Origin of the sequence: Streptomyces flaveus (assembly GCF_014647675.1) — a bacterium.
GTDB lineage: Bacteria > Actinomycetota > Actinomycetes > Streptomycetales > Streptomycetaceae > Streptomyces > Streptomyces flaveus.
On sequence record NZ_BMPQ01000009.1, the window covers coordinates 73,133 to 93,109 of the forward strand.

The following is a 19,977-nucleotide window of genomic DNA, read 5'->3' on the forward strand; positions in this document are numbered from 1 at the left end:
TGCGGGTTGTGTGTGGCTTGTCGCGCAGTTCCCCGCGCCCCTACTTGTGCTGAGCGCGCGCTATAGAAGTGCGGGTACGTCCAGCGTCAGGCTTGCCCTCTCCGCGTCCAACTCCGCCCGTACCCCGAACGGAATCGTCAGCGCCCCCTCGCCGTGGCCGAAGCCGAACTCCTCCGCGATCGGTACCCCGAGTCCGCCGAGCCGGTCGAGGACGAGAGCCCGTACCTCTTCGTACGGGGCGCACTCGGCCCAGGAGCCGAGCACGACCCCGGCGACCCCGTCGAACCAGCCCGCGCGCAGGAGTTGGGTGAGGTAGCGGTCCAGGCGGTACGTCTCCTCGCCCACGTCCTCCAGGCAGAGCAGGCCGCCTCGTGCCGAAGGGTGGGCCCACGGCGTGCCCAGGTCGGCCGCGAGGAGCGAGAGGCAGCCGCCGAGGAGGACGCCCCGTGCTCGGCCCGGGGTCAGGGACCGGCCGGACGAGGTGATCGTCCGGACCGACTCCGGCTCGAACAGCGTTGCCCGCAAGTGCTCCTGCGCCCGCGCGTTCTTCAGGAAGTCGACGGCCGCGACCATCGGGCCGTGCAGCGTCACGAGGTCCATGCGGGTCGCGAACGCCTCGTGCAGTGCGGTGATGTCGCTGTAGCCGAGGAACACCTTGGGGCCCGCGGCCCGTAGCGCGTCCCAGTCCAGCAGGTCGACCATGCGTTGCGCGCCGTAGCCGCCGCGGGCGCACAGCACCGCGTCGATCGTCGGGTCGCACCAGGCGGCCTGGAAGTCGGCGGCGCGGTCGGCGTCCGTGCCCGCCAGGTACGCGAACTCCGGGTGCCGGTCGAGGACATGGGGCCCCACGACCGGATCCAGGTCCCAGCCCCGCAGGATGTCGAGGCCTGCCTGGAGCCGTTCCTCGGGCACCGGGCCGCTGGGCGCTACGACGGCGACACGGGCGCCGGGGGCCAGGCGGCGGGGGCGCAGGAGGGGCTTCACTTGGTGAGCTCCAGAGTGGGGATGCCGGGTGGATTGAGGCCGAAGACCTGGGCGTACAGGGAGAGTTCGGACTCCAGGACGCGCACCATCGTGTCCGCGCGCCTGAAGCCGTGGCCCTCACCCTCGAAGGCGATGTACGCGTGCGGCACGCGTCGCCCCTCCATCCGGGCCAGGAACCGCTCGCACTGGGCGGGAGGGCAGACGACGTCGTCGAGGCCCTGGAGGAGGAGGAAGGGTGCGGTGATCCGGTCGGCGTGCTCGGTGGGTGACCGTTCGGCGTACCGGGCTGGCACTTCGGCGTACGGTCCGACGAGGGTTTCCAGGTACTGGGACTCGAAGTCGTGCGTCCCTTCGGCGCTCCAGCCGGCGAGGTCGAGGATCGGGTAGAGGATGGTTCCGCAGGCGTAGACGCCGGTGCTCGTCAGGGACGTGGCCGCGGTCCAGCCGCCCGCGCTGCCGCCCCGGATGGCGAGCCGGTCACGGTCCGCGGTGCCCTCGTCGGCGAGCGCGAGCGCGACGGCCGCGCAGTCCTCGACGTCGACGACGCCCCACTGCTCGCGCAGCCGGTTGCGGTAAGCGCGGCCGTGGCCGGTGGATCCGCCGTAGTTGACCTCGGCGACGCCGATGCCGCGGGAGGTGAAGTAGGCGATCTGCAGGTCGAGTACGAGCGGGGCGCGGTCGGTGGGGCCGCCGTGGGCCCAGACGACGTAGGGCGGGAGTTCGTCGCCGGGGGCGATGCAGGCGGGGTGGTGCGGCGGGTAGATGTGGGCGTGGATCTCGCGTCCGGCGGGGCCGTTGAAGGTGCGGATCTGCGGTTCCGGGTAGTACGTGGGGTCCACGGGGTCGTCGTGGGCGTCGCCGATGACGCGGGCGCGGCAGGTGCGGGCGTCGAGTTCGACGACCTCGTACGCGCTGCGCGGGCTGGCCGCGATGCCGAGGACGAGGCTGCCGTTCGCCGCGAGATTCGACGCGAACTCGGTCCAGGGTCCGGCCGTGTCGACGACCTCGCCGGTCTCCGGGTCGAGGATGCCGAGCGCGGTTGCGCCGCGCCCGTGCACGACGGCGATGAGTCCGTCCGCGAGGGGTGCGAACCAGCGCCGGCCGATCTTCCACAGGGGGCCGCCGAACTCCTCCTCGCGCCTGCAGAGGGGTCGGCCATCGCGGTAGAGATTCCACCAGCCGGTGCGGTCGCTGGAGTACAGCAGGGACCCGTCGGCGGCCCAGTCCACCTGGGCGATCGACTCGTCGGTACCGCCCGCTGCCGACCGCGCGCCGTGGAGGGTCCCGTCACCGGCCACGTCGGCGAGCATGAGTTCCGTACCGTCCCACGGCATCCGCGGGTGATCCCAGGCCAGCCAGGCGGCCCGTCGTCCGTCGGGCGAGACACGGGGGCCGGTGACGAACTGGTGCCGCCCGTCGGTGAGTTCGCGTACGGCGTCCCGGTCCTGCTCCGCCGAACCGTCCAGCGGCACGGCGGCCACGACCCGGCGTACGTCGGTGGGCCCGTCACCGGTGAACTCCTCCAGTACGCACCAGACTTCGCCCCGCTCCAGGTGCAACTGCGGGTCCACCCAGCGCAGTCCGCCGCCCACGAGCGACAAGGGCGTGAGGGGACGCGGCTCGCCGCCCTCGTACGCGTACAGCCGCTGGTCGACGAAGTTGACGAAGACGATCAGCGGGCCGTCCTCGCGCATCGTCCCGGCCCAGGGCTGCCCGCCGTACTCGATGACGCGGCTGCGCACGTTCCACGGGGCGGGCAGCACCGACTCCTCGCTGCCGTCGGCACGACGGCGCACGAGGGTGCGGCGGCCGCCCTCAGTGGGCCGGGGCTCGGTCCACCACGCCTCGTCGCCGACGAAGCCGACGTACTCGGGGTGCCCGTCGTGCGCGGCGGCGAGCGAGGCGTCGATGGGCGAGGGCCAGGAACCGTAGGCCAGGGTCTGCACGATGTCCCCCATTTCCCCGGCTAGGCCGTGCGCAGAAAGCGGTCGAGGACGCGGACGCCGAAGTGGAGCGCCTCGACCGGTACGCGTTCGTCGACGCCGTGGAACATGGCCTGGTAGTCGTAACCCGCGGGGAGCTTCAGCGGAGTGAACCCGTATCCCGTGATGCCGAGACGCGAGAACTGCTTGGCGTCCGTGCCGCCCGACATGCAGTACGGCACGACATGTCCCTCGGGCGCGAACTCCTCGACGGCGGCGCGCATCCTGGCGTACGTCGGTGAGTCCAGCGGCGCTTGGAGGGCCACCGTGTGGTGGTGGAACTCCCACTCCACGTCCGGCCCGGTGAGTTGGTCGAGCGTCGCGCGGAACTCGTTCTCGTGGCCGGGGAGATAGCGTCCGTCGACGTACGCGACGGCCTCCCCCGGGATCACGTTGACCTTGTAACCGGCGTTCAGCATGGTCGGGTTGGCGCTGTTGCGGACGGTCGACTCGACGAGCTTCGCCGCCGGACCGAGCTTGTTCAGCAGTCCGTCCACGTCGTCCAGGCCGGGCTCGATGCCGTACAGCGCGGCGAGTTCGGTGAGGGCCGCTCGGACGGTCGGCGTCAGCCGCGCCGGCCACTCGTACGCGCCGATCCGCGTGATGGCGGCGGCGAGACGGGTGACCGCGTTCTCCCGGTTGACCTTGGAGCCGTGTCCGGCCCGGCCCCGCGCGGTGAGCTTCAGCCAGCCGGTGCCGCGCTCGCCCGCCGCGAGGGGATACAGCTCCCGCCCGGCGCCGTCGTGGAAGGTGAACGCCCCGGATTCGCTGATGCCCTCGGTGCAGCCCTCGAAGAGCTCCGGATGCCGGTCGGCGAGGAAGCCCGAGCCGTCCTCGGCGCTCGCCTCCTCGTCGGCGGTGAAGGCGATGACCAGGTCACGGCGAGGGCGTACGCCGTCGCGCGCCCACTGGCGTACGACCGCGAGGATCATCGCGTCCATGTTCTTCATGTCGACCGCGCCCCGGCCCCAGACGACCCCGTCACGGATCTCCCCGGAGAACGGGTGCACGCTCCAGTCCTCGGCCTGCGCCGGTACGACGTCCAGATGACCGTGGACGAGCAGCGCGTCCGCGGACGGGTCGCTGCCTTCGAGGCGCGCGACGACGTTCGTACGCCCCTTCGTGCGCTCCAGCAGCGTCGGTTCCAGGCCCGCCTCGGCGAGCCGCGCGGCGGCGTACTCGGCGGCGGGCCGCTCCTGGCAGTCCCCGCCCCCGCGATTGGTCGTGTCGATACGGATGAGGCCGGAGGTGAACTCCACGACCTCGTCCAGAGCCTGCTGGTCAGCCATACTGCTCCTCCACGGCGGCCGAGACGATCGTGGTGACTGCCTTGAAGGCCCGGATCCCCTCATACATCGTCGCGCTGGTGTACGCGACCTTCCGCTCCCCGATCCGGTCCACACCCGGCACGACGGTGGCCGCCAGGGCCAGATGCTCGGCGTCGAACTCCAGCGCCACAGTGAACGGGCCGCCGTCCACGGGCTCGTACCGCACGGCGAGCCCGACCGCCTCCTTCGCCGCGGCGCGGATGTCGGACGCGGTCCGCGCGGGCGTCCGGCACACCGCCGCGTACCGCGAGACATGGTCCTTCACGGCGACCTTCAGCGCCTCGGGCGCATAGCCGAGCGCGTCCTCGCAGGCCACGTCGTCGCCCGTGACGAGGACGACAGGGACGCCGTACTCGGCGACGACATGCGCGTTGAGCAGGCCCTCACTGGCGCGTACGTCGTTGACCCACACGCCGGTGATCGAGTTGGCGAGATAGGTGTGGGCGAGCACCCCCTCCATGCCCGCCCCCGCGTGATAACCGACGAACGCGATGCCGTCGACGTCCCCGTGCTGCACGCCTTCCACCATGGACAGCGACTTGTGCCGCCCGGTGAGCATCTGCGCCCGCTCGTCCAGCCGCTCGAGCAGCAGATTGCGCATGGTCCAGTGCGCCTCGTTGATGAGGACGTCGTCGGCGCCCCCGTCGAAGAAACCGAGCACGGCGGCGTTCACGTCCGAGGTGAACATCGACCGGCAGCGCTCCCACTCGAGTGTCCCCGGCAGCACGTCGGCCGGCCAGGTCACGCCGGTGGCGCCCTCCATGTCGGCGCTGATGAGGATCTTTGGCATCCACCAGTTGTATCGCAGATGGCAGAGCGTCCACAGGGGCACGGTCGGCGGGAAGGCTCCGCGGACGCCCTGGCCCGGTGCGGTCTCGTCCGGCGGTCATCCGGCCGGTCGTCGGGCGGCCCACAAGCCCCGTACGTGCCCGAGATGCCGCGTCATGATCGCGCGTACCGCCTCCTCGTCGCGGGCCGCGAGCGCGTCCAGGATTTCCAGGTGCTCCTGCGCGGAGTCCTCCAGACGGCCCGCCTCGACCAGCGCCTGCAGGCCGTAGAGGCGAGAGCGCTTGCGGAGGTCGCGCACCACCTCGACCAGATGCTCGTTGCCGGCGAGCGCGAGCAGGCCGAGGTGGAAGCGGGTGTCCGCCTCGACGTGCGCGATGAGGTCACCCGCCGCGGCAGCTGTGACGGTCTCCTCGGCGGCGGGACGCAGTGCCTCGAGGGCGACAGGGTCGGCGGTGGTCGCGAGCCCCGCGGTCGTGGGGATCTCGATGAGCGAGCGGATGTGGGTGTACTCGTCGAGCTGCTTATCGGAGACGGCGGTGACCCGGAAACCCTTGTTCGGCACGGTGTCGACCAGGCCCTCCTTGACGAGGTCGAGCATGGCCTCCCGTACCGGCGTCGCCGAGACACCGAAGCGGGCGGCGAGGGTCGGCGCGGAGTACACCTCGCCGGGGCGCAGTTCCCCGGCGATCAGCGCGGCGCGCAGGGCGTCGGCGACGCGCTCTCGGTAGTTGCGCTTCTGGCCCCCCAGAGTGGGCAAAGCGGGGGCACTGGTGCGCTGGGCGGGCATCGTGGTGTCTCCTTGCGAGGTGCAGGCTCGATAGCAGAGCTCAGAGGACGAACCCGGCCGGGAACGGGTCGGCCGGATCGAGCAGGTACTGGGCCGTCCCGGTCACCCAGGCACGCCCGGTGAAGCTGGGCAGCACGGCCGGGGTCCCGGCGACCTCGGTGGTCCCCAGGAGCCGCCCGGTGAACCGCGTCCCGATGAAGGACTCGTTCACGAACTCGGTGTGCAGCGGGAGTTCACCACGCGCGTGCAACTGCGCCATGCGCGCACTGGTCCCCGTACCGCAGGGTGAGCGGTCGAACCAGCCGGGGTGGATCGCCATCGCGTGGCGCGAGTGCCGGGCGTCGGAGCCCGGTGCGACGAAGTGCACATGGTGGCAGCCGCGGATGGAGGGGTCCTCGGGGTGGACGGGCTCGGCCTCCTCGTTGATGGCGTCCATCAGAGCGAGACCGGCGGCGATGATGTCGTCCTTGCGGGCACGGTCGAAGGGCAGCCCGAGCTGGTCGATCGGCAGGATCGCGTAGAAGTTCCCGCCGTACGCCAGGTCGTATGTCACCGTCCGCCCGTCGGCGAGGGTGACCTTGCGGTCGAGGCCGACGGAGAACGACGGCACGTTCTGGAGGGTGACGGCCTTGGCGGCCCCGGCCTCCACCGCGACTTCGGCGATGACGAGTCCGGCCGGGGTGTCGAGCCGGATGGTGGTGACCGGTTCGACGACCTCCACCATGCCCGTCTCCACGAGCACGGTCGCCACGCCGATCGTGCCGTGTCCGCACATGGGCAGATAGCCGGAGACCTCGATGTAGACGACCCCGTAGTCGCAGTCGGGGCGGGTGGGCGGCTGAAGGATGGCGCCGCTCATCGCGGAGTGCCCGCGCGGCTCGTTCATCAGCAACTGCCTGATGTGGTCGCGGTGTTCACGGAAGTACAGGCGCCGCTCGTTCATGGTGGCGCCCGGGATGGTGCCGATGCCGCCGGTGATCACCCGGGTCGGCATGCCCTCGGTGTGCGAGTCGACGGCGTGCAGGACGAGTTTGCTGCGCATGACCGGCCTCCTCCTTATGCGAGCCCTGCCGCGACGGCCTTCTCGGTGGCGGCGCGTACGGCCGCCTCCTGCTCCGGCAGGAGCGGGACGCGCGGCGGGCGTACCGGGCCGCCGTACCGCCCGGCGATGTCCATGGACAGCTTGATGGCCTGCACGAACTCGACCTTCGAGTCCCAGCGCAGCAGCGGGTGGAGCTGCCGGTAGAGGGGCAGCGCGGTGTCGAGGTCACCCTCCACCGCGGCGCGGTAGAGCTCGACGCTCGCGGCGGGCAGCGCGTTCGGATAGCCCGCCACCCAGCCCTTGGCGCCCGCGATCGCCAGCTCGAGCAGCACGTCGTCGGCGCCGATCAACAGGTCGAGTTCGGGGGCGAGTTCGGCCAGCCGGTAGGCGCGCCGGACATCGCCCGAGAACTCCTTGACCCCCTGGATGTACCCCTCGCCGTGCAGTTTCGCGAGCAGTTCGGGTACGAGGTCCACCTTGGTGTCGATGGGGTTGTTGTACGCCACGATGGGCAGCCCCGCCTTCGTGACCTCGGCGTAGTGGGCGAGGACCGAGCGTTCGTCGGCGCGGTAGGCGTTGGGCGGCAGCAGCATCACCGCGCGGCAGCCGGCGTCGCGCGCCTGCTCGGCCCAGCGGCGGGACTCGGCGGACCCGTAGGCGGCGACGCCGGGCATCACGCGCTCTCCGCCGATCGCGGCGACGGCCGTCTCGACGACCTTGGCGCGCTCCTCGGGGGTGAGCACCTGGTATTCGCCGAGGGAGCCGTTCGGTACGACGCCGTCACAGCCGTTCTCGACGAGCCAGGCGCAGTGCTCGGCGAACTTGTCGTAGTCGACGGAGAGATCGTCGCGCAGCGGGAGGGCGGTGGCGACGAGGACGCCGCGCCAGGGGCGGTGGTCGGTCATGAGGATCCTTCCTCGGTGGAGTCTGTGGAGTCTGTGGAATCCGTGTGGTGCCGGTCGAAGTCGGTTCCGGCGAGCACGCCGAGCGGTACGGGCCGGGCGAACGGCCGTCGCGAGGGCTGGAACTCGCACCCCGCGAGCCCTGCCACCGCCGGGCCGCACATCCGTCCCTGGCACCAGCCCATCCCGGCCCGCGTCAGCAGCTTCACGGTGCGTACGTCACCGGCGCCGAGCTCGCCCGCGGCCTCCCGGATCGCGGAGGCGGGCACCTCCTCGCAGCGGCAGACGACGGTGTCGTCGGCGACCTGCTCGGTCCAGTGGGCGGGCGGGGCGTAGACGGTGTCGAGGACGGCGAAGAACTCCCGCAGTCCGGTACGGGCCTTGACGGCGGCCTCGTACGAACCCGCCTCAGGCGTACGGGAGTTGAGCCGGGCCGCGATCGAGAGGCCGGCGATTCTCCCCTCGGCGAGCGACAGCACGGCGCCGCCGATCCCGGTGGTCTCCCCGGCCGCCCAGACGCCGGGCACATCGGTGCGCTGCTCGTCGTCGACGGCGACGCCCGGCCCGTCGAGACGGCAGCCGAGCGCCTCGGCGAGGTCGGTGTGCGGCAGCATGCCGTGCCCAACGGCGAGGGTGTCGCAGGCGATACGCCGCTCGGTGCCGGGCCAGACCCGCCCGTCGCCGTCCAGCGCGGCAACCGTCACGGCCTCGACCCGGTTGCTGCCGTGCGCCGCGACAACGGTGTGGTGGGCCTTGATCCGCACCCGGTGCCGGGCCAACTCGGCGGCATACCGGGCGCCTTCGGCGAGCTTGGCCGGGTGTGCGGCCAGCGTCCTGGCATGCCCCGCGAAGTCCCTCGCTCCGGCGGACTCGACGAGCGCGGCGACCCCCGCCCCGGCCGCCGCGAGCCCGACCGCCACCGGCATCAGCAACGGCCCGGTCCCCGCCACCACGGCCGTACGCCCCGGCAACACGAGCCCGCCCTTGAGCATGGCCTGCGCCCCACCCGCGGTGACCACTCCGGGGAGGGTCCACCCGGGGAACGGCAGGACCTTCTCGTACCCACCGGTGGCGAGCAGCACGGCGTCGGCACGTACGGCGACGGACTGTTCCTGCTCGGGGCCACGGAGGGCGTGCACGGTGAAGCCGTCGGACTGCCCTTCCACGAACCACACGTGGTGGTCCGACAGATGCGTGATGCGACCCCTCGCGACGTGCGCCGTGAGGCCATCCCGCAGCCGTTCCCATGTGCGCCACTGGTGGTGCAGTGCCTGCGGACGGCGCGCGCCGAGCGCCGCGGCAGGCTGACGGTAGAACTGGCCGCCCGCCTCCGCAGCCGAGTCGACCAGCGTCACCCGTACACCACGCGCGGCAGCGGCAAGTGCCGCCGCGAGCCCCGCGGGACCCGCACCGACCACCGCGAGGTGCGGCCCCTCAGCCATGGTGCCCACGATGTCCGGTCCCTTCCTGCGTACGGATCACGTCCCCGGCCTCCGCCCACACCAGACAAGCGCGTTGGTTCGCCCGCCCGTTGACGGTCACCAGACAGTCGAAGCAGACCCCGATCCCGCAGAAGACGCCGCGCGGCTCACCACTCCCCCGGGTCGTACGCCACGACGTGATACCCGCCGCCCAGAGCGCGGCGGCGATCGTCTGGCCGGGCAGGACGGTGATCTCACGGTCATCGAAGGTGACGGTGAAGGCGGGCCCCGGCCGCGCCCCCACCAACTCCAGCGGAGATCTCACAGGCCCTCCTCGGGGAAACGGTCAGGACGGAACGGACTGAGGTCGAGGTCGAGATCGAGATCGGGATCCGAGGTCTTCCCGGTCAGCACCTGGGCGATCAAGTGCCCGGTCCCCGTGGCGAGCCCGATCCCCGCCCCCTCGTGCCCGCACGCGTGGAAGAGACCGGGCACCCGCGCGTCCGGCCCGATCGCGGGCAGATGGTCGGGCATGTACGGGCGGAAGCCGAGGTAACCGCGCATCGCCCGCACCCCTTCCAGGAACGGAAACAACCGCGTAGCCCCCGCCGCCAGCGCCCGCGCGACCGGCAACGAGAAGGACCGGTCGAAGCCGACCCGTTCCCGGCTGGCCCCGATCAGTACGGGCCCGGCGGCCGTCCCCTCCACCACCGGCGAGGTCTGCAACGCCGCCGAGTCACTGGCCACGTCGGCCACATAGTCCGCGGCGTACACCTTGTGCCGCACCGTACGCGGCGGCAACGGCTCGGTGACGAGGACGAAGCCGCGCCGGGGCAGCACGGGCAGGGAGGTACCGGCGAGCGCGGCCAGCTCCCCGCCCCAGGTACCGGCAGCGTTCACGACGGCAGGTGCATGAATCTCGCCCTCAGAGGTACGCACTCCCCGCACGGCCCCCGCCCCCGTACGCAGCACTTCCGTGACTGCGCACCCCGTCCGCAGCGAGGCCCCCGCGGCCCTGGCGAGCCGTACGACATGGGCAGCGGCGAGGGTAGGCATGACTTGGGCGTCCTGCGGATACAGCACCCCGCCCGCGAGCCCCTTCGCCAACTTCGGCTCTATGTCATGGAGTTGCCCCGCACCAACCGCCACGGCCTCGACCCCGACCGCCCGCTGCCCATCAGCGAGCCCTTCCAGAGCCACGAGCCCCTCCGCCGAGGAGGCAACGACGAGCCCACCCTTGAGGTCGTACTCAACAGCCGCAGCGATACCGGGCTCACCGGCGAGCTCACCCCACAACCGCCCGGACAACAGGGCAAGTTCAAGCTCAGGCCCAGGCTCCTTGTCGGACACGAGCAGATTCCCCTCACCCGCCCCGGTCGTACCTCCAGCCACCGCCCCACGATCAACAAGAACAACACGAAGCCCCGCCCGAGCCGAGTACAGGGCACAGGCAGCCCCCACCATCCCGGCCCCAACGACAACAACATCGCAGGTCAGCAGTGCACTCACCCCAGTACCATGTCACATACCGCTGGACGAGCCAAGGGTGCAGCGCTCACCAGGGAGCCGCAGGCTTTTGCTTTTCAGGGGCGCGGGGAACTGCGCGACCAGCCACGACACACCGGCAGCCGCGACACGACCTGTCACCCCACCCCCTGGCGGGGGGCCTGGGGGCGCAGCCCCCAGTTTCGGGAAGGGGCGGGCCTGGGGAAAAGAAACCCCACCCCCACCCACCCGCACCGTCACCCCCGCCCAGCCACCACCCACCGAGACGGCAACTCGATCCGCGAGCCGTCGGCCAGACACTCCGTGGTGACGAGCGGCAGCTCACCACTCGCAAACACGGTGAGCCCAGCAGACCGCAGATACTCCGGCACCGCGTCATCGGCCACCTCACCCGGCGCGATGCCATGCCGGAAAACGGGCGCAAGCTTGCCCGGCGGCCCCTCCGGACGCTGGGCAAGGCCACGCAGCACAAGCCCCGCAGCCTCGGCGAGCTCAACGAGAAAGGCACGCCCCCGCTCCCCCACCAGCGCGGCAACGCCGTCGACAAGCGGCTGCCGATCACCAGGCTCACACTGATGAAGCACCCCCCGCATATACACGTTCACGTCCCCAAGCTCGGCATGCAACGTCTCCGCCTCACTCTTCTCAGCCGCGTCGAGCAGCCGATACGCGGCCTGCCCCGCCCGATCCGCCCGCCGAGCATGATCGAGGGCGGCAGCCGAGAGGTCGGCCCCGACGACGTGGGGGTAGCGGTCGGCGAGGAACCGCGTCTGGGTCCCGTTGCCGCAGCCGAGGTCCACGAAGGGCAGCCCCGGAGCGGCCAAGTGCGGTTCGAACAGCGGGAGATGGACCCCGACGGTGAGGGCGGGCTCCGCGTCCCAGAAGACGGCCCCCTGTTCGTCGGGAGCCTCCTGCCAGAAGCCCTCCCAGGCGTCCCTGTACCGAGTCGTCACGCTCATGCCAGCTCCCCAGGGTGCGACTTGCCCGCCGAAACAAACGGGCCAGATCGGTCTACCGCGCCCGGAGTGCGGCGACAAGCACGCGGCGCACACCTTTCGTACCTTTCACGACTCCTTCGGCACACGTACGCCGCCGTGCGCCCCCCGCGCCTAACGACGAGGCAGCGTCATCTCGAACCACACCGTCTTCCCGGAGGCACTACGACTGGTCCCCCACTCCCGCGCCAGCCGACTGACCACCCGCAGCCCCCGCCCGTACTCGTCATACGGCCCCGTACTGAGCAACGTCGGCAACGTGGGATCGTCGTCATCCACCTCGCACAGCAGCGTGTCCCCGCGGACAAGGCGCAGCTCGATCCGCCGGCTACGGGCATGCCGTACGGCATTGGTGACCAGCTCACCAACCATCAAATCAGCTTGATCAGCAAGCGAGTTGAGCCCCCACTCGTACAACTGCTCACGAACCACGTCCCGCGCACGACTCACCTCGATCGGCTCAGCCGCGAGCCCCCACGTGGCGACATCCTCAGGCTCGATGCCTCCGAGCCGAGCCATCAGCAGCGCCACGTCGTCCTTACGACCGCCCCGCCCCGCTTTCGAAAACGTCTCGGCGAGGGCCCGGATGATGGTGTCGCAGGCGTCATCCATCGACGCCGCCGGATGCGCGGCGGACTCACACAGCGTGGCGAGCCCCACCCCGATGTCCTCGCCGCGCACCTCCACCAGTCCATCCGTGCACATCACCAGCCGGTCGCCGGGCGACACCCGCACCCGTACGGTCTCGAAGGGCACCCCGCCGACCCCGATGGGCGCCCCCGTCGGCAGGTCGAGGAGATCGCTGCGGCCGCCCTCGGCACGGACCAACACCGGTGGTATGTGGCCCGCGTTGGCGATCTGGAGCTCGCTCGCGATGGGGTCGTACACCGCGTACAGGCAGGTCGCGAGGTAGTGCTCACCGAGCCGTTGCGCCAAGTCGTCGAGGTTCCGTAGGAGTTGGGCGGGCGGCAGGTCGAGGCCCGCCATGGTCTGTACGGCGGTGCGCAACTGGCCCATCATCGCGGCCGAGTTGAGCCCGTGCCCCATCACATCGCCGACGACGAGCGCGGTCCGTGAGCCGGGCAGCTTCACCGAGTCGAACCAGTCGCCGCCGACCCGCCCCAGCAACGTACCCGGCAGATAGCGGGTGGCGATGTCGCAGCCCGACATACGGGGCGCGATGTGCGGCAGCATGCTGTCCTGGAGGGTCTCGGCGACGCTCTCCTGGTACGTGTACATGCGGGCGTTGTCGAGCACGAGCCCGGCGCGGGCGGCGAGTTCGGCACCCGTCACCCGGTCCATGTCGTTGAACTCGACGCGCTCCGGGTGGCGCAGCAGGATCATGAACCCGAGGACCACATGGCGGGCCTTCAGCGGTACGACCAGCATGGAGCGGCCGGTGATGAGGGGCCGGATGTCGCGCTTCTCGAACTGCGCGGCGATCATGTGGCCCATCTGCTCACTGATGCGCGGCACGAGGACGGGTTCGCCGGTGGTCATGCACTGGAAGAACGGCGTGTGCGCCGGGAACGGCATGGCTTCGCCGACCGGTACGACGTCGTCCCAGCGGCCCGGCTCGTCGGTGTGCTCGACGGCGACGCGGTGCCACATGGTGGTCGTGTCGGGCACGCCGTCGGGGAAGCCCTCACCGGCGACGACCTGCTCACGCAGGTACGTCCCGGCGACGTCGGTGAAGCGCGGCACCACGGCCTTGCTGACCTCGACGATGGTGCGGGACAGGTCCAGCGAGCTGCCGATGCGCCCGCTGACCTCGTTCAGGAACTCCAGGCGCTCACGCACGGCGGCGTACTCGAGGTCCTCGCCGTCGTCCTCGAGGTCCGGGGGCAGGGGCTCCCCGGACGCCGCCGCCCGAGCCGCACGCTCCCGGCGCGCCTTGCGCTCGGTCCGCCGCGGCACACCCCAGTCGGGCGTGACGGGAACCCGTTCGTTCTGGCTGAACTCCAGGACGGGATAGCCCAGTTCGAGAACCTGCCCGACGATGCGGGCGCTCTCGCCGACGCTCATGCTGGGCAGGATCTCGGGCAGCCGGCGGGCGAGGTCCTGTGCGCCGGGGAAGTCGGTGTGCAGGGCGAAGCCGGGCGCGATGCGCTCGACGGCCGCGTTCTCCTCGGAGTCGCCGTCGCCGGCGTCATCGGCGTCGTCGCGGCGTGCCCCGTCCGCGTCGGCCGCCAGCACGAGCAGCCGCTCCTGGCCGGGGCCCACCAAGGGATACGCCCACCACAGGACGTCGGCCCGGTCGCGGCCCGGCACCGAGAGCCGCGCACGGCCGGCCGCCGGGTAGGACAGCCGCCCGTCGAGGGACGCTTCGAGGTCTGGGCCGAGTCCGTCGTACGCGGCATACGCCCCGTACGGCGTGATCTCGTCGTCCTCGGGCAGGGCGCCGGACACGGGCAGCAGATCGACGGCGGCGTGGCCCACCGCCTCCTCCTTGGGGGTCCCGAACAGCCGTCGGGCGCCCCGGCTCCAGTGGGAGACCAGGCCCTCTCGGTCGACGACGATCACGGCCAGCGGTATGCGGCCGGCCGCGACGCTCTCCGCCACTGCGCCGTTCCTGGCTCCGCCGCCTGAAGCCGTGCCCGCATCGGTGCCACGGTCCATGGCCAAGGCCCCTTCTTCCCACGGTCCGCAAGATCTGTGCCCCAAGCAACCACGGTACGGGTGCGTACGGTTGCCATGTGTGGCAATCCGGGAATTGCTCCGGCGTACGCCACGGAGCGCCACCGGCGGAAACACAGCCGTGCAGGGCGCGTTCAACGCGCCCTGCACAGGGACCTCTTGGGGTACTTCGGTTACTTCTCGACCTCGGCGGCGAGCTTCGCGAGCACCGTGTCGTAGATCCGGCCGAGGCCCTTGGGGGCGAAGGTCTTCTCGAAGAAGCCGCCGATGCCGCCGGCGCCGTCCCACACGGTGGTGACGACGACGCGGGCCGCGCCCTCGCCGGCCGGGGTGACCCGCCAGGTGGTGACCATCGAGGAGTTGCGGTCCTTCTCGACGAGTTCGCCGTCGGTGGGCTCGCTCACCTCGAGCAGGCAGTCACGGATGCGCTTGCTGGTGGCCTGGAGTTTCCAGTGGACGAGGGTGCCTTCGCCGTCGCCGCCCTCGCGCACCTCGTACTCGCTGAAGTGCTCGGACAGGATCTTCCCGCGCGTGCCGCTGTAGTCGGCCAGGGCATCGAAAACGTCGTCCGGCTGAGCCGCTACAACTCGCTCCGTGGTGGCCTCGACCTGCGCCATTGCGTTCCTCCAGCACTTGGAAACTCGGGGGTTCGCGGCCAGCCAACCACCAGGCGGCCGAGTCGCCCAAATCGGGGTCCCCCAAGGGGTGCAGAAAGGGTGGCGGACACGCAGGTCGTGTTGAGGTCGCACGATCAAGGGAACAAGTGTTCTATTCTCTGCTCAGTGCTACCGAGGAGGCCTCATGCGCTGGGAGAACCTCACAGTGGAGTCCGGCGGCAATCCGCCGGAGAACCCCGCGCTGTTCGGCGCGGACGCGGTGAACACCCGCACCTTCGACACGCCGGAGTTCCGCGGGATCACCTTCCACGAGATCCGGGCCCGGTCGATCGTGAACCGGGTGCCGGGAGCCTCACGCATGCCCTTCGAGTGGACGGTCAACCCGTACCGCGGCTGCTCTCACGCGTGTGTCTACTGTTTCGCCCGTAAGTCCCACAGCTATCTGGACCTCGACACGGGCCTCGGCTTCGACAGCCAGATCGTGGTCAAGGTGAACGCACCGGAGCTGCTGCGCCGTCAGCTGGGCTCGCGGCGCTGGCAGGGCGAGCACATAGCGATGGGCACGAACGTGGACTGCTACCAACGCGCCGAGGGCCGCTACCAGTTGATGCCCGGCATCATCGCCGCCCTGCGCGACCACGCGAACCCCTTCTCGATCCTGACGAAGGGCACCCTGATCCTGCGCGATCTCGACCTCCTGAAGCAGGCCGCCGCCGTCACCGAGGTCGGGATATCCGTCTCCGTGGGCTTCACTGACGACCAGCTGTGGCGGACGGTCGAGCCGGGCACGCCCGCCCCGGAACGCCGCCTGGACGTCGTGCGCACGCTCAACGAGAACGGCATCGGCTGCGGCGTACTGATGGCCCCGGTGATCCCCTTCCTGAGCGACCACCCCTCCCAACTGCGCGCCACCGTAAGGGCGATCGCGGCCTCCGGAGCGACCTCGGTGACCCCGCTCGTGCTGCATCTGCGGCCGGGCGCGCGCGAGTGGTTCATGAGCTGGCTGGAGCACCATCATCCGCATCTGGTACGCCGTTACGAGCGGCTGTACGCGGAGGGCGCGTACGCCCCGAAGTGGTATCAGCGCCGGATCACCCGTCAGGTCCACGAACTGGCCCAGGAGTACGGCATCGGTCCCACGCGCGCGGGGATGCCACGCCGGATCCCCGAACCGGAGCCGGAGCCGGCCGTACCGGGTCCCACTCAACTCACTCTGCTCTGACCGCCGTTTCCCTGCTCCGACCAGCGCCTTTACCCGGCATCCGGCGGCATCGCGCTGCCCAATAGTGTCAACTCTTCGCAGAATCTGTCCTTCCTGAGGGTCATTTCCGGGACGATGCGGGGCGGGCCGTGATGTACACGGCTCAATTCCTCCGTCCTGGGAGGCCTTGATGAAGAAGAGAGCAACCGCTCTGTGCGGTGCTGCCGCCGTGCTGGCCGGGTTGATGACCGCGGTCCCGGCCGACGCGAACGCGGGCGCCGCGACCGCGCCGCGCACCAGCCAATCCGCCCCCGCGGCAAAGCTCACCTGGAAGAAGTGCGGCACCGAGGACTATCCGACGCTCCAGTGCGCGTCCCTCAAAGTGCCGCTCAACCACTCGAACCCGCACAGCAAGAGCATCACGCTCGCACTGTCGCGGGTCCCGCACACCTCGAAGACGTACCAGGGACCGCTCCTTGTGAACCCGGGCGGTCCCGGCGGCAGCGGTCTCTCGCTCGCCGGGTTCGTCGCCTCCTCGCTGCCGAAGGAGGTGGCGGCGCAGTACGACGTCATCGGCTTCGACCCGCGCGGCGTCGGCGCCAGCAAGCCCGCACTGGACTGCAAGCCGGGGCACTTCGCGCCGGTCCGCCCCGACTCCGTGCCGCGCACCCGCGCCCTCGAGAAGGCCAACCTCGCCCGGGCAAAGGCTTTCGCCGAGGCGTGCGGCAAGAAGTACGCGGACGTGCTGCCGTACATCGACACGGTGAGCGCGGTCCGTGACATGGACGCCATCCGGCGCGCGCTCGGCGCGAAGAAGATCAACTACTTCGGATACTCGTACGGCACCTACCTGGGCGCCGTGTACGCGAAGCTCTACCCGGAGCGGGTACGGCGCCTGGTGCTCGACTCCATCGTCGACCCCACCGGTGTCTGGTACGACGACAACATCGATCAGGACTACGCCTTCGACACCCGCCACAAGGCCTTCATGGCGTGGGTCGCCAAGTACAACGCGACGTACAAGCTCGGCACCGATCCGGCGAAGATCGAGGCCAAGTGGTACGCGATGCGGGCGGCGCTGGCGAAGAAGCCCGCGGACAACACGGTGGGCGCTTCCGAGTTGGAGGACACGTTCCTCCCCGGCGGCTACTACAACGGCTACTGGCCTTATCTCGCCGAGGCGTTCGCGGCGTACGTGAACGACAAGAACGACGACCCGCTGGTCGAGGCGTACCAGAACTTCGCCGCCATCGACGCCGCGGGCGACAACGGCTACAGCGTCTACACCGCTGTGGAGTGCCGTGACGCGCCATGGCCCCGCGACTGGAACCAGTGGCGCCACGACAACTGGAAGGTGCACAAGAAGGCGCCGTTCATGGCCTGGAACAATGCCTGGTACAACGCGCCGTGCGCGTTCTGGCCGACGGATTCACTCGACCCTGTCGACGTCTCCAACGACTCGCTGCCGCCGGCGCTGCTGTTCCAGGCGACCGACGACGCGGCCACCCCGTACGAGGGCGGTGTCACGGTCCATCACCTGCTGCGCGGCTCCAGCCTGGTCGTCGAGCAGGGTGGTGGGAACCACGGCATCACGCTGGGCGGGAACACCTGCCTCGACAAGCACCTGGCGACGTACCTGGCCACCGGCAAGGTGCCACGCGGCGACGGCGAGGCCGACGCGGTGTGCGAGACGCTGCCCGATCCCGAGCCGCTGAGCGCGCAGGAGGCCTCGAGTTCGCGCGGCGCGACGCTGCACGGGATGCTGGGATTCCGGGGCTGAGCTTCGGTATGTGAGGTGTGAGCAGTGGCTGCCCGTCGGGGGCGTTGTCAGTGCCGTGGTGCACGATTGATCCATGGCCGAACTGACCCGCATTCCCGCCCCCGACGGGGTCGCCCCCGCCGCCGCGTACTCACACGTCGTCATCGGCACAGGCCGCTTCGTGGCGATCTCGGGACAGGTGGCGCTGGACGAGGACGGCAAACTCGTCGGCGAGAACGACCCGGCGGCCCAGGCCCGCCAGACCTTCGAGAACCTGCGCCGCTGTCTGGCCGCCGCCGGGGCGACGTTCGACGACGTGATCAAACTGACCTACTACGTCACGGACATGGCCCACATACCGGCCGTCCGCGCGGCCCGCGACGCCTGCATATCCCCCGACCACCTCCCGGCGTCCACGGCCGTGCAGGTCGCCGGCCTGGTGCGCCCGGATTTCCTGATGGAGATCGAGGCGTACGCGGTCGTGGGCGAGTAAGCCAACTCCAGATCCGCCTACCGAGGAGCCCGCTGCACCGGCAACCGCTTGAGCGCCCCCGCAGCAGCCTGCGCCAGCGGAGGATGCGCAAGCGCCTCGTTCAAAACCGCGCGAGCGCGCTCGTCGCCCAACGCACCCAGCCCCTCCACACACGCAAGCGCCACCCGCCGATACGGATCATGCGGCCGAAACCGCCGCGCCAGCGTGGTGATCAGCGCAGGCACGGCCTCAGGAGCACGCAACTCGACCAACAGCCGCACCGGATGAAGTGCATAGGCAACCCGCAGCTCATTGGTGGCAAGAGCAGCCGCCGCACGCGCGGTACGTGGATCCCCGAGCCGCGCCAGCGCATACGCAGCGGACGCGCACCGCTGCGGATCGCGATGATTGAGCAGCAGAACAAGCGTCTCGAAGGCCCGCCGATCCCCGGCAAGCCCGAGCCGGAACGCCGCCAACTCCCGTGCCCACAGCGGTTGCTGGGGCGCGGTGAGCACACCGGCCAGCTCATCGAGATCACCGGTCGCAACAAGACGTTCGTAGGCGAACGCCGCCCTGGCCCCCGCCTCGTGCCGTAAGCGCCCAGTGAGCGACCGCAACTCTTCGTCCATGGCGCGAGCCTATCCGCGACGTACGTCACATAATCGCGACTCTTCCACACACTGGCGCGCTCGTTACCCGCGAGTTAAGCTCAATCGAGCGAGTTACCCACTCGCACATCTGCTTGCGGTGGCCTGGTGACGCAGCCGCCGTGAGTGTCAGTCGGTTCGGTACTTCAGGTACCTCAGTACGACATGGCTCCGGGACAGGGCCGGTCGATCTCACCGCCTCGCGGGCTTGCGTGTCTCGCCCGCGGACGGCACCGGGCGTGTGCGCTTCGTAGCCCGGCCCCACACCCGCACAACTCCCGCACTGTGTGCGCCTGTCGGCGTATCCGGATGCGTCCCTCAGTCGTCACTCATCCCTGGAGTCCCGTGATGGCCACTCCCCTGTCCGACACCTCTCCCTCCCCGCTCAAGACCGTCGCCGTGGTCGGCCTCGGCACGATGGGCACCGGCATCGCCGAGGTCCTCGCCCGGGCCGGCCGCGAGGTCGTCGGCATCGACATCAGTGAGTCCGCCGCCGCCCAGGCCCACGCCGCGCTCGAGGCCTCGACCGCCCGCGGAGTGCAGCGCGAGCGGCTCACCGAGCAGGAGCGCGAGAAGGTCCTCGCCCGCTTCCACACCTCCACCGATCTGCGCGCTGCGGTCGACGCCGACCTGGTGATCGAGGTGGCCCCGGAGTCGTACGAGGTCAAGCGGCAGATCTTCCGTGAGCTCGACGGCATCGTGCGCCCGGAGACGATCCTGGCGACCGGCACCAACGCCCTCTCGGTCACCCGTCTCGCCGCCGACTCGGCCCGGCCCGAGCGCGTTCTCGGGCTGCACTTCTTCAACCCGGCGCCCGCGATGAAGCTCGTCGAGGTCGTCTCCTCCGTGCTGACCTCGCCGGGCGCCGTCGCCGCCGTCACGGATCTCGCCCTCGAGCTGGGCAAGGA

General features: G+C 70.6%; 18 protein-coding genes. 4 read left to right on the top strand and 14 right to left on the bottom strand.

What is annotated here, in order from left to right; all coding sequences use genetic code 11:
* Positions 1-60: 60 nt before the first annotated feature.
* From IEZ21_RS19910 to IEZ21_RS19970, 13 genes are all read right to left on the bottom strand, one after another.
* A complete protein-coding gene (locus tag IEZ21_RS19910) occupies positions 61-984 on the bottom strand; it encodes a S66 peptidase family protein (protein ID WP_189323268.1) in 924 nt (307 codons plus the stop codon).
* Entirely contained in the window at positions 981-2,942 is a 1,962-nt protein-coding gene (locus tag IEZ21_RS19915) for a prolyl oligopeptidase family serine peptidase (protein ID WP_189323269.1), read from the bottom strand. Before IEZ21_RS19915 ends, IEZ21_RS19910 begins: the two co-directional genes overlap by 4 nt.
* A gap of 8 nt (positions 2,943-2,950) precedes the next feature.
* Positions 2,951-4,255 carry a M20/M25/M40 family metallo-hydrolase gene (locus tag IEZ21_RS19920; RefSeq protein WP_189323270.1) on the bottom strand — a complete coding sequence of 435 codons (1,305 nt, stop codon included), beginning with the start codon at positions 4,253-4,255 and terminating at the stop codon, positions 2,951-2,953.
* Positions 4,248-5,084, bottom strand: coding sequence for a M55 family metallopeptidase (locus IEZ21_RS19925; RefSeq protein ID WP_189323271.1), 837 nt, complete (start codon positions 5,082-5,084; stop codon positions 4,248-4,250). The genes IEZ21_RS19920 and IEZ21_RS19925 overlap by 8 nt, the downstream gene beginning before the upstream one ends.
* Before the next feature lie 96 nt (positions 5,085-5,180).
* Positions 5,181-5,870, bottom strand: coding sequence for a GntR family transcriptional regulator (locus IEZ21_RS19930; RefSeq protein ID WP_189323272.1), 690 nt, complete (start codon positions 5,868-5,870; stop codon positions 5,181-5,183).
* Between the two features lie 40 nt (positions 5,871-5,910).
* Positions 5,911-6,912 carry a proline racemase family protein gene (locus tag IEZ21_RS19935; protein ID WP_189323273.1) on the bottom strand — a complete coding sequence of 334 codons (1,002 nt, stop codon included), beginning with the start codon at positions 6,910-6,912 and terminating at the stop codon, positions 5,911-5,913.
* Positions 6,913-6,926: 14 nt separating this feature from the next.
* On the bottom strand, positions 6,927-7,817 hold the full coding sequence (locus IEZ21_RS19940; RefSeq protein ID WP_189323274.1) for a dihydrodipicolinate synthase family protein: 891 nt from the start codon (positions 7,815-7,817) through the stop codon (positions 6,927-6,929).
* Positions 7,814-9,256 carry an NAD(P)/FAD-dependent oxidoreductase gene (locus IEZ21_RS19945; protein ID WP_189323275.1) on the bottom strand — a complete coding sequence of 481 codons (1,443 nt, stop codon included), beginning with the start codon at positions 9,254-9,256 and terminating at the stop codon, positions 7,814-7,816. The genes IEZ21_RS19940 and IEZ21_RS19945 overlap by 4 nt, the downstream gene beginning before the upstream one ends.
* Positions 9,249-9,560, bottom strand: coding sequence for a (2Fe-2S)-binding protein (locus IEZ21_RS19950; protein WP_189323276.1), 312 nt, complete (start codon positions 9,558-9,560; stop codon positions 9,249-9,251). The genes IEZ21_RS19945 and IEZ21_RS19950 overlap by 8 nt, the downstream gene beginning before the upstream one ends.
* Complete coding sequence (locus IEZ21_RS19955) at positions 9,557-10,744, bottom strand: NAD(P)/FAD-dependent oxidoreductase (protein ID WP_189323277.1); 1,188 nt, start codon at positions 10,742-10,744, stop codon at positions 9,557-9,559. The genes IEZ21_RS19950 and IEZ21_RS19955 overlap by 4 nt, the downstream gene beginning before the upstream one ends.
* 233 nt (positions 10,745-10,977) lie before the next feature.
* Positions 10,978-11,700: a class I SAM-dependent methyltransferase gene (locus IEZ21_RS19960; RefSeq protein ID WP_189323278.1), complete on the bottom strand. Its 723-nt coding sequence runs from the start codon at positions 11,698-11,700 to the stop codon at positions 10,978-10,980.
* 150 nt (positions 11,701-11,850) lie between these two features.
* Positions 11,851-14,355, bottom strand: a complete 2,505-nt coding sequence (locus IEZ21_RS19965) for an ATP-binding SpoIIE family protein phosphatase (RefSeq protein ID WP_189323279.1) — start codon at positions 14,353-14,355, stop codon at positions 11,851-11,853.
* A 191-nt stretch (positions 14,356-14,546) separates the two neighbouring features.
* On the bottom strand, positions 14,547-14,990 hold the full coding sequence (locus IEZ21_RS19970) for an SRPBCC family protein (protein WP_189323280.1): 444 nt from the start codon (positions 14,988-14,990) through the stop codon (positions 14,547-14,549).
* 184 nt (positions 14,991-15,174) lie between these two features.
* Between IEZ21_RS19970 and IEZ21_RS19975 the strand changes: the two genes are divergently transcribed.
* The 3 genes from IEZ21_RS19975 to IEZ21_RS19985 all read left to right on the top strand — a co-directional run bounded on the left by IEZ21_RS19975 (position 15,175) and on the right by IEZ21_RS19985 (position 18,443).
* Positions 15,175-16,212 (top strand): Rv2578c family radical SAM protein, encoded by a 1,038-nt coding sequence (locus IEZ21_RS19975; protein WP_189323281.1) that lies wholly within the window; start codon positions 15,175-15,177, stop codon positions 16,210-16,212.
* A gap of 169 nt (positions 16,213-16,381) precedes the next feature.
* Positions 16,382-17,971 carry an alpha/beta hydrolase gene (locus IEZ21_RS19980; RefSeq protein ID WP_189323282.1) on the top strand — a complete coding sequence of 530 codons (1,590 nt, stop codon included), beginning with the start codon at positions 16,382-16,384 and terminating at the stop codon, positions 17,969-17,971.
* Positions 17,972-18,044: 73 nt separating this feature from the next.
* Positions 18,045-18,443: a RidA family protein gene (locus IEZ21_RS19985; RefSeq protein ID WP_189323283.1), complete on the top strand. Its 399-nt coding sequence runs from the start codon at positions 18,045-18,047 to the stop codon at positions 18,441-18,443.
* Between the two features lie 17 nt (positions 18,444-18,460).
* Here the strand turns inward: IEZ21_RS19985 and IEZ21_RS19990 are convergent, their stop codons facing one another.
* The gene (locus tag IEZ21_RS19990; protein ID WP_189323284.1) at positions 18,461-19,051 is read right to left on the bottom strand and encodes an adenylosuccinate lyase; all 591 of its coding nucleotides are present in this window, start codon (positions 19,049-19,051) and stop codon (positions 18,461-18,463) included.
* Between the two features lie 366 nt (positions 19,052-19,417).
* On the opposite strand from IEZ21_RS19990, the gene IEZ21_RS47690 reads away from it, so the two are divergent.
* The coding region (locus IEZ21_RS47690) for a 3-hydroxyacyl-CoA dehydrogenase NAD-binding domain-containing protein (RefSeq protein ID WP_373302258.1) at positions 19,418-19,977 on the top strand (560 nt) is incomplete at its 3' end.

Coding starts and splice junctions, on each gene's coding strand:
- IEZ21_RS19915 (WP_189323269.1), bottom strand. CDS start 2,942: ATGGGGGACATCGTGCAGACCCTGGCCTACGGTTCCTGGCCCTCGCCC.
- IEZ21_RS19920 (WP_189323270.1), bottom strand. CDS start 4,255: ATGGCTGACCAGCAGGCTCTGGACGAGGTCGTGGAGTTCACCTCCGGC.
- IEZ21_RS19925 (WP_189323271.1), bottom strand. CDS start 5,084: ATGCCAAAGATCCTCATCAGCGCCGACATGGAGGGCGCCACCGGCGTG.
- IEZ21_RS19930 (WP_189323272.1), bottom strand. CDS start 5,870: ATGCCCGCCCAGCGCACCAGTGCCCCCGCTTTGCCCACTCTGGGGGGC.
- IEZ21_RS19935 (WP_189323273.1), bottom strand. CDS start 6,912: ATGCGCAGCAAACTCGTCCTGCACGCCGTCGACTCGCACACCGAGGGC.
- IEZ21_RS19940 (WP_189323274.1), bottom strand. CDS start 7,817: ATGACCGACCACCGCCCCTGGCGCGGCGTCCTCGTCGCCACCGCCCTC.
- IEZ21_RS19945 (WP_189323275.1), bottom strand. CDS start 9,256: ATGGCTGAGGGGCCGCACCTCGCGGTGGTCGGTGCGGGTCCCGCGGGG.
- IEZ21_RS19960 (WP_189323278.1), bottom strand. CDS start 11,700: ATGAGCGTGACGACTCGGTACAGGGACGCCTGGGAGGGCTTCTGGCAG.
- IEZ21_RS19965 (WP_189323279.1), bottom strand. CDS start 14,355: ATGGACCGTGGCACCGATGCGGGCACGGCTTCAGGCGGCGGAGCCAGG.
- IEZ21_RS19970 (WP_189323280.1), bottom strand. CDS start 14,990: ATGGCGCAGGTCGAGGCCACCACGGAGCGAGTTGTAGCGGCTCAGCCG.
- IEZ21_RS19975 (WP_189323281.1), top strand. CDS start 15,175: ATGCGCTGGGAGAACCTCACAGTGGAGTCCGGCGGCAATCCGCCGGAG.
- IEZ21_RS19980 (WP_189323282.1), top strand. CDS start 16,382: ATGAAGAAGAGAGCAACCGCTCTGTGCGGTGCTGCCGCCGTGCTGGCC.
- IEZ21_RS19985 (WP_189323283.1), top strand. CDS start 18,045: ATGGCCGAACTGACCCGCATTCCCGCCCCCGACGGGGTCGCCCCCGCC.
- IEZ21_RS19990 (WP_189323284.1), bottom strand. CDS start 19,051: ATGGACGAAGAGTTGCGGTCGCTCACTGGGCGCTTACGGCACGAGGCG.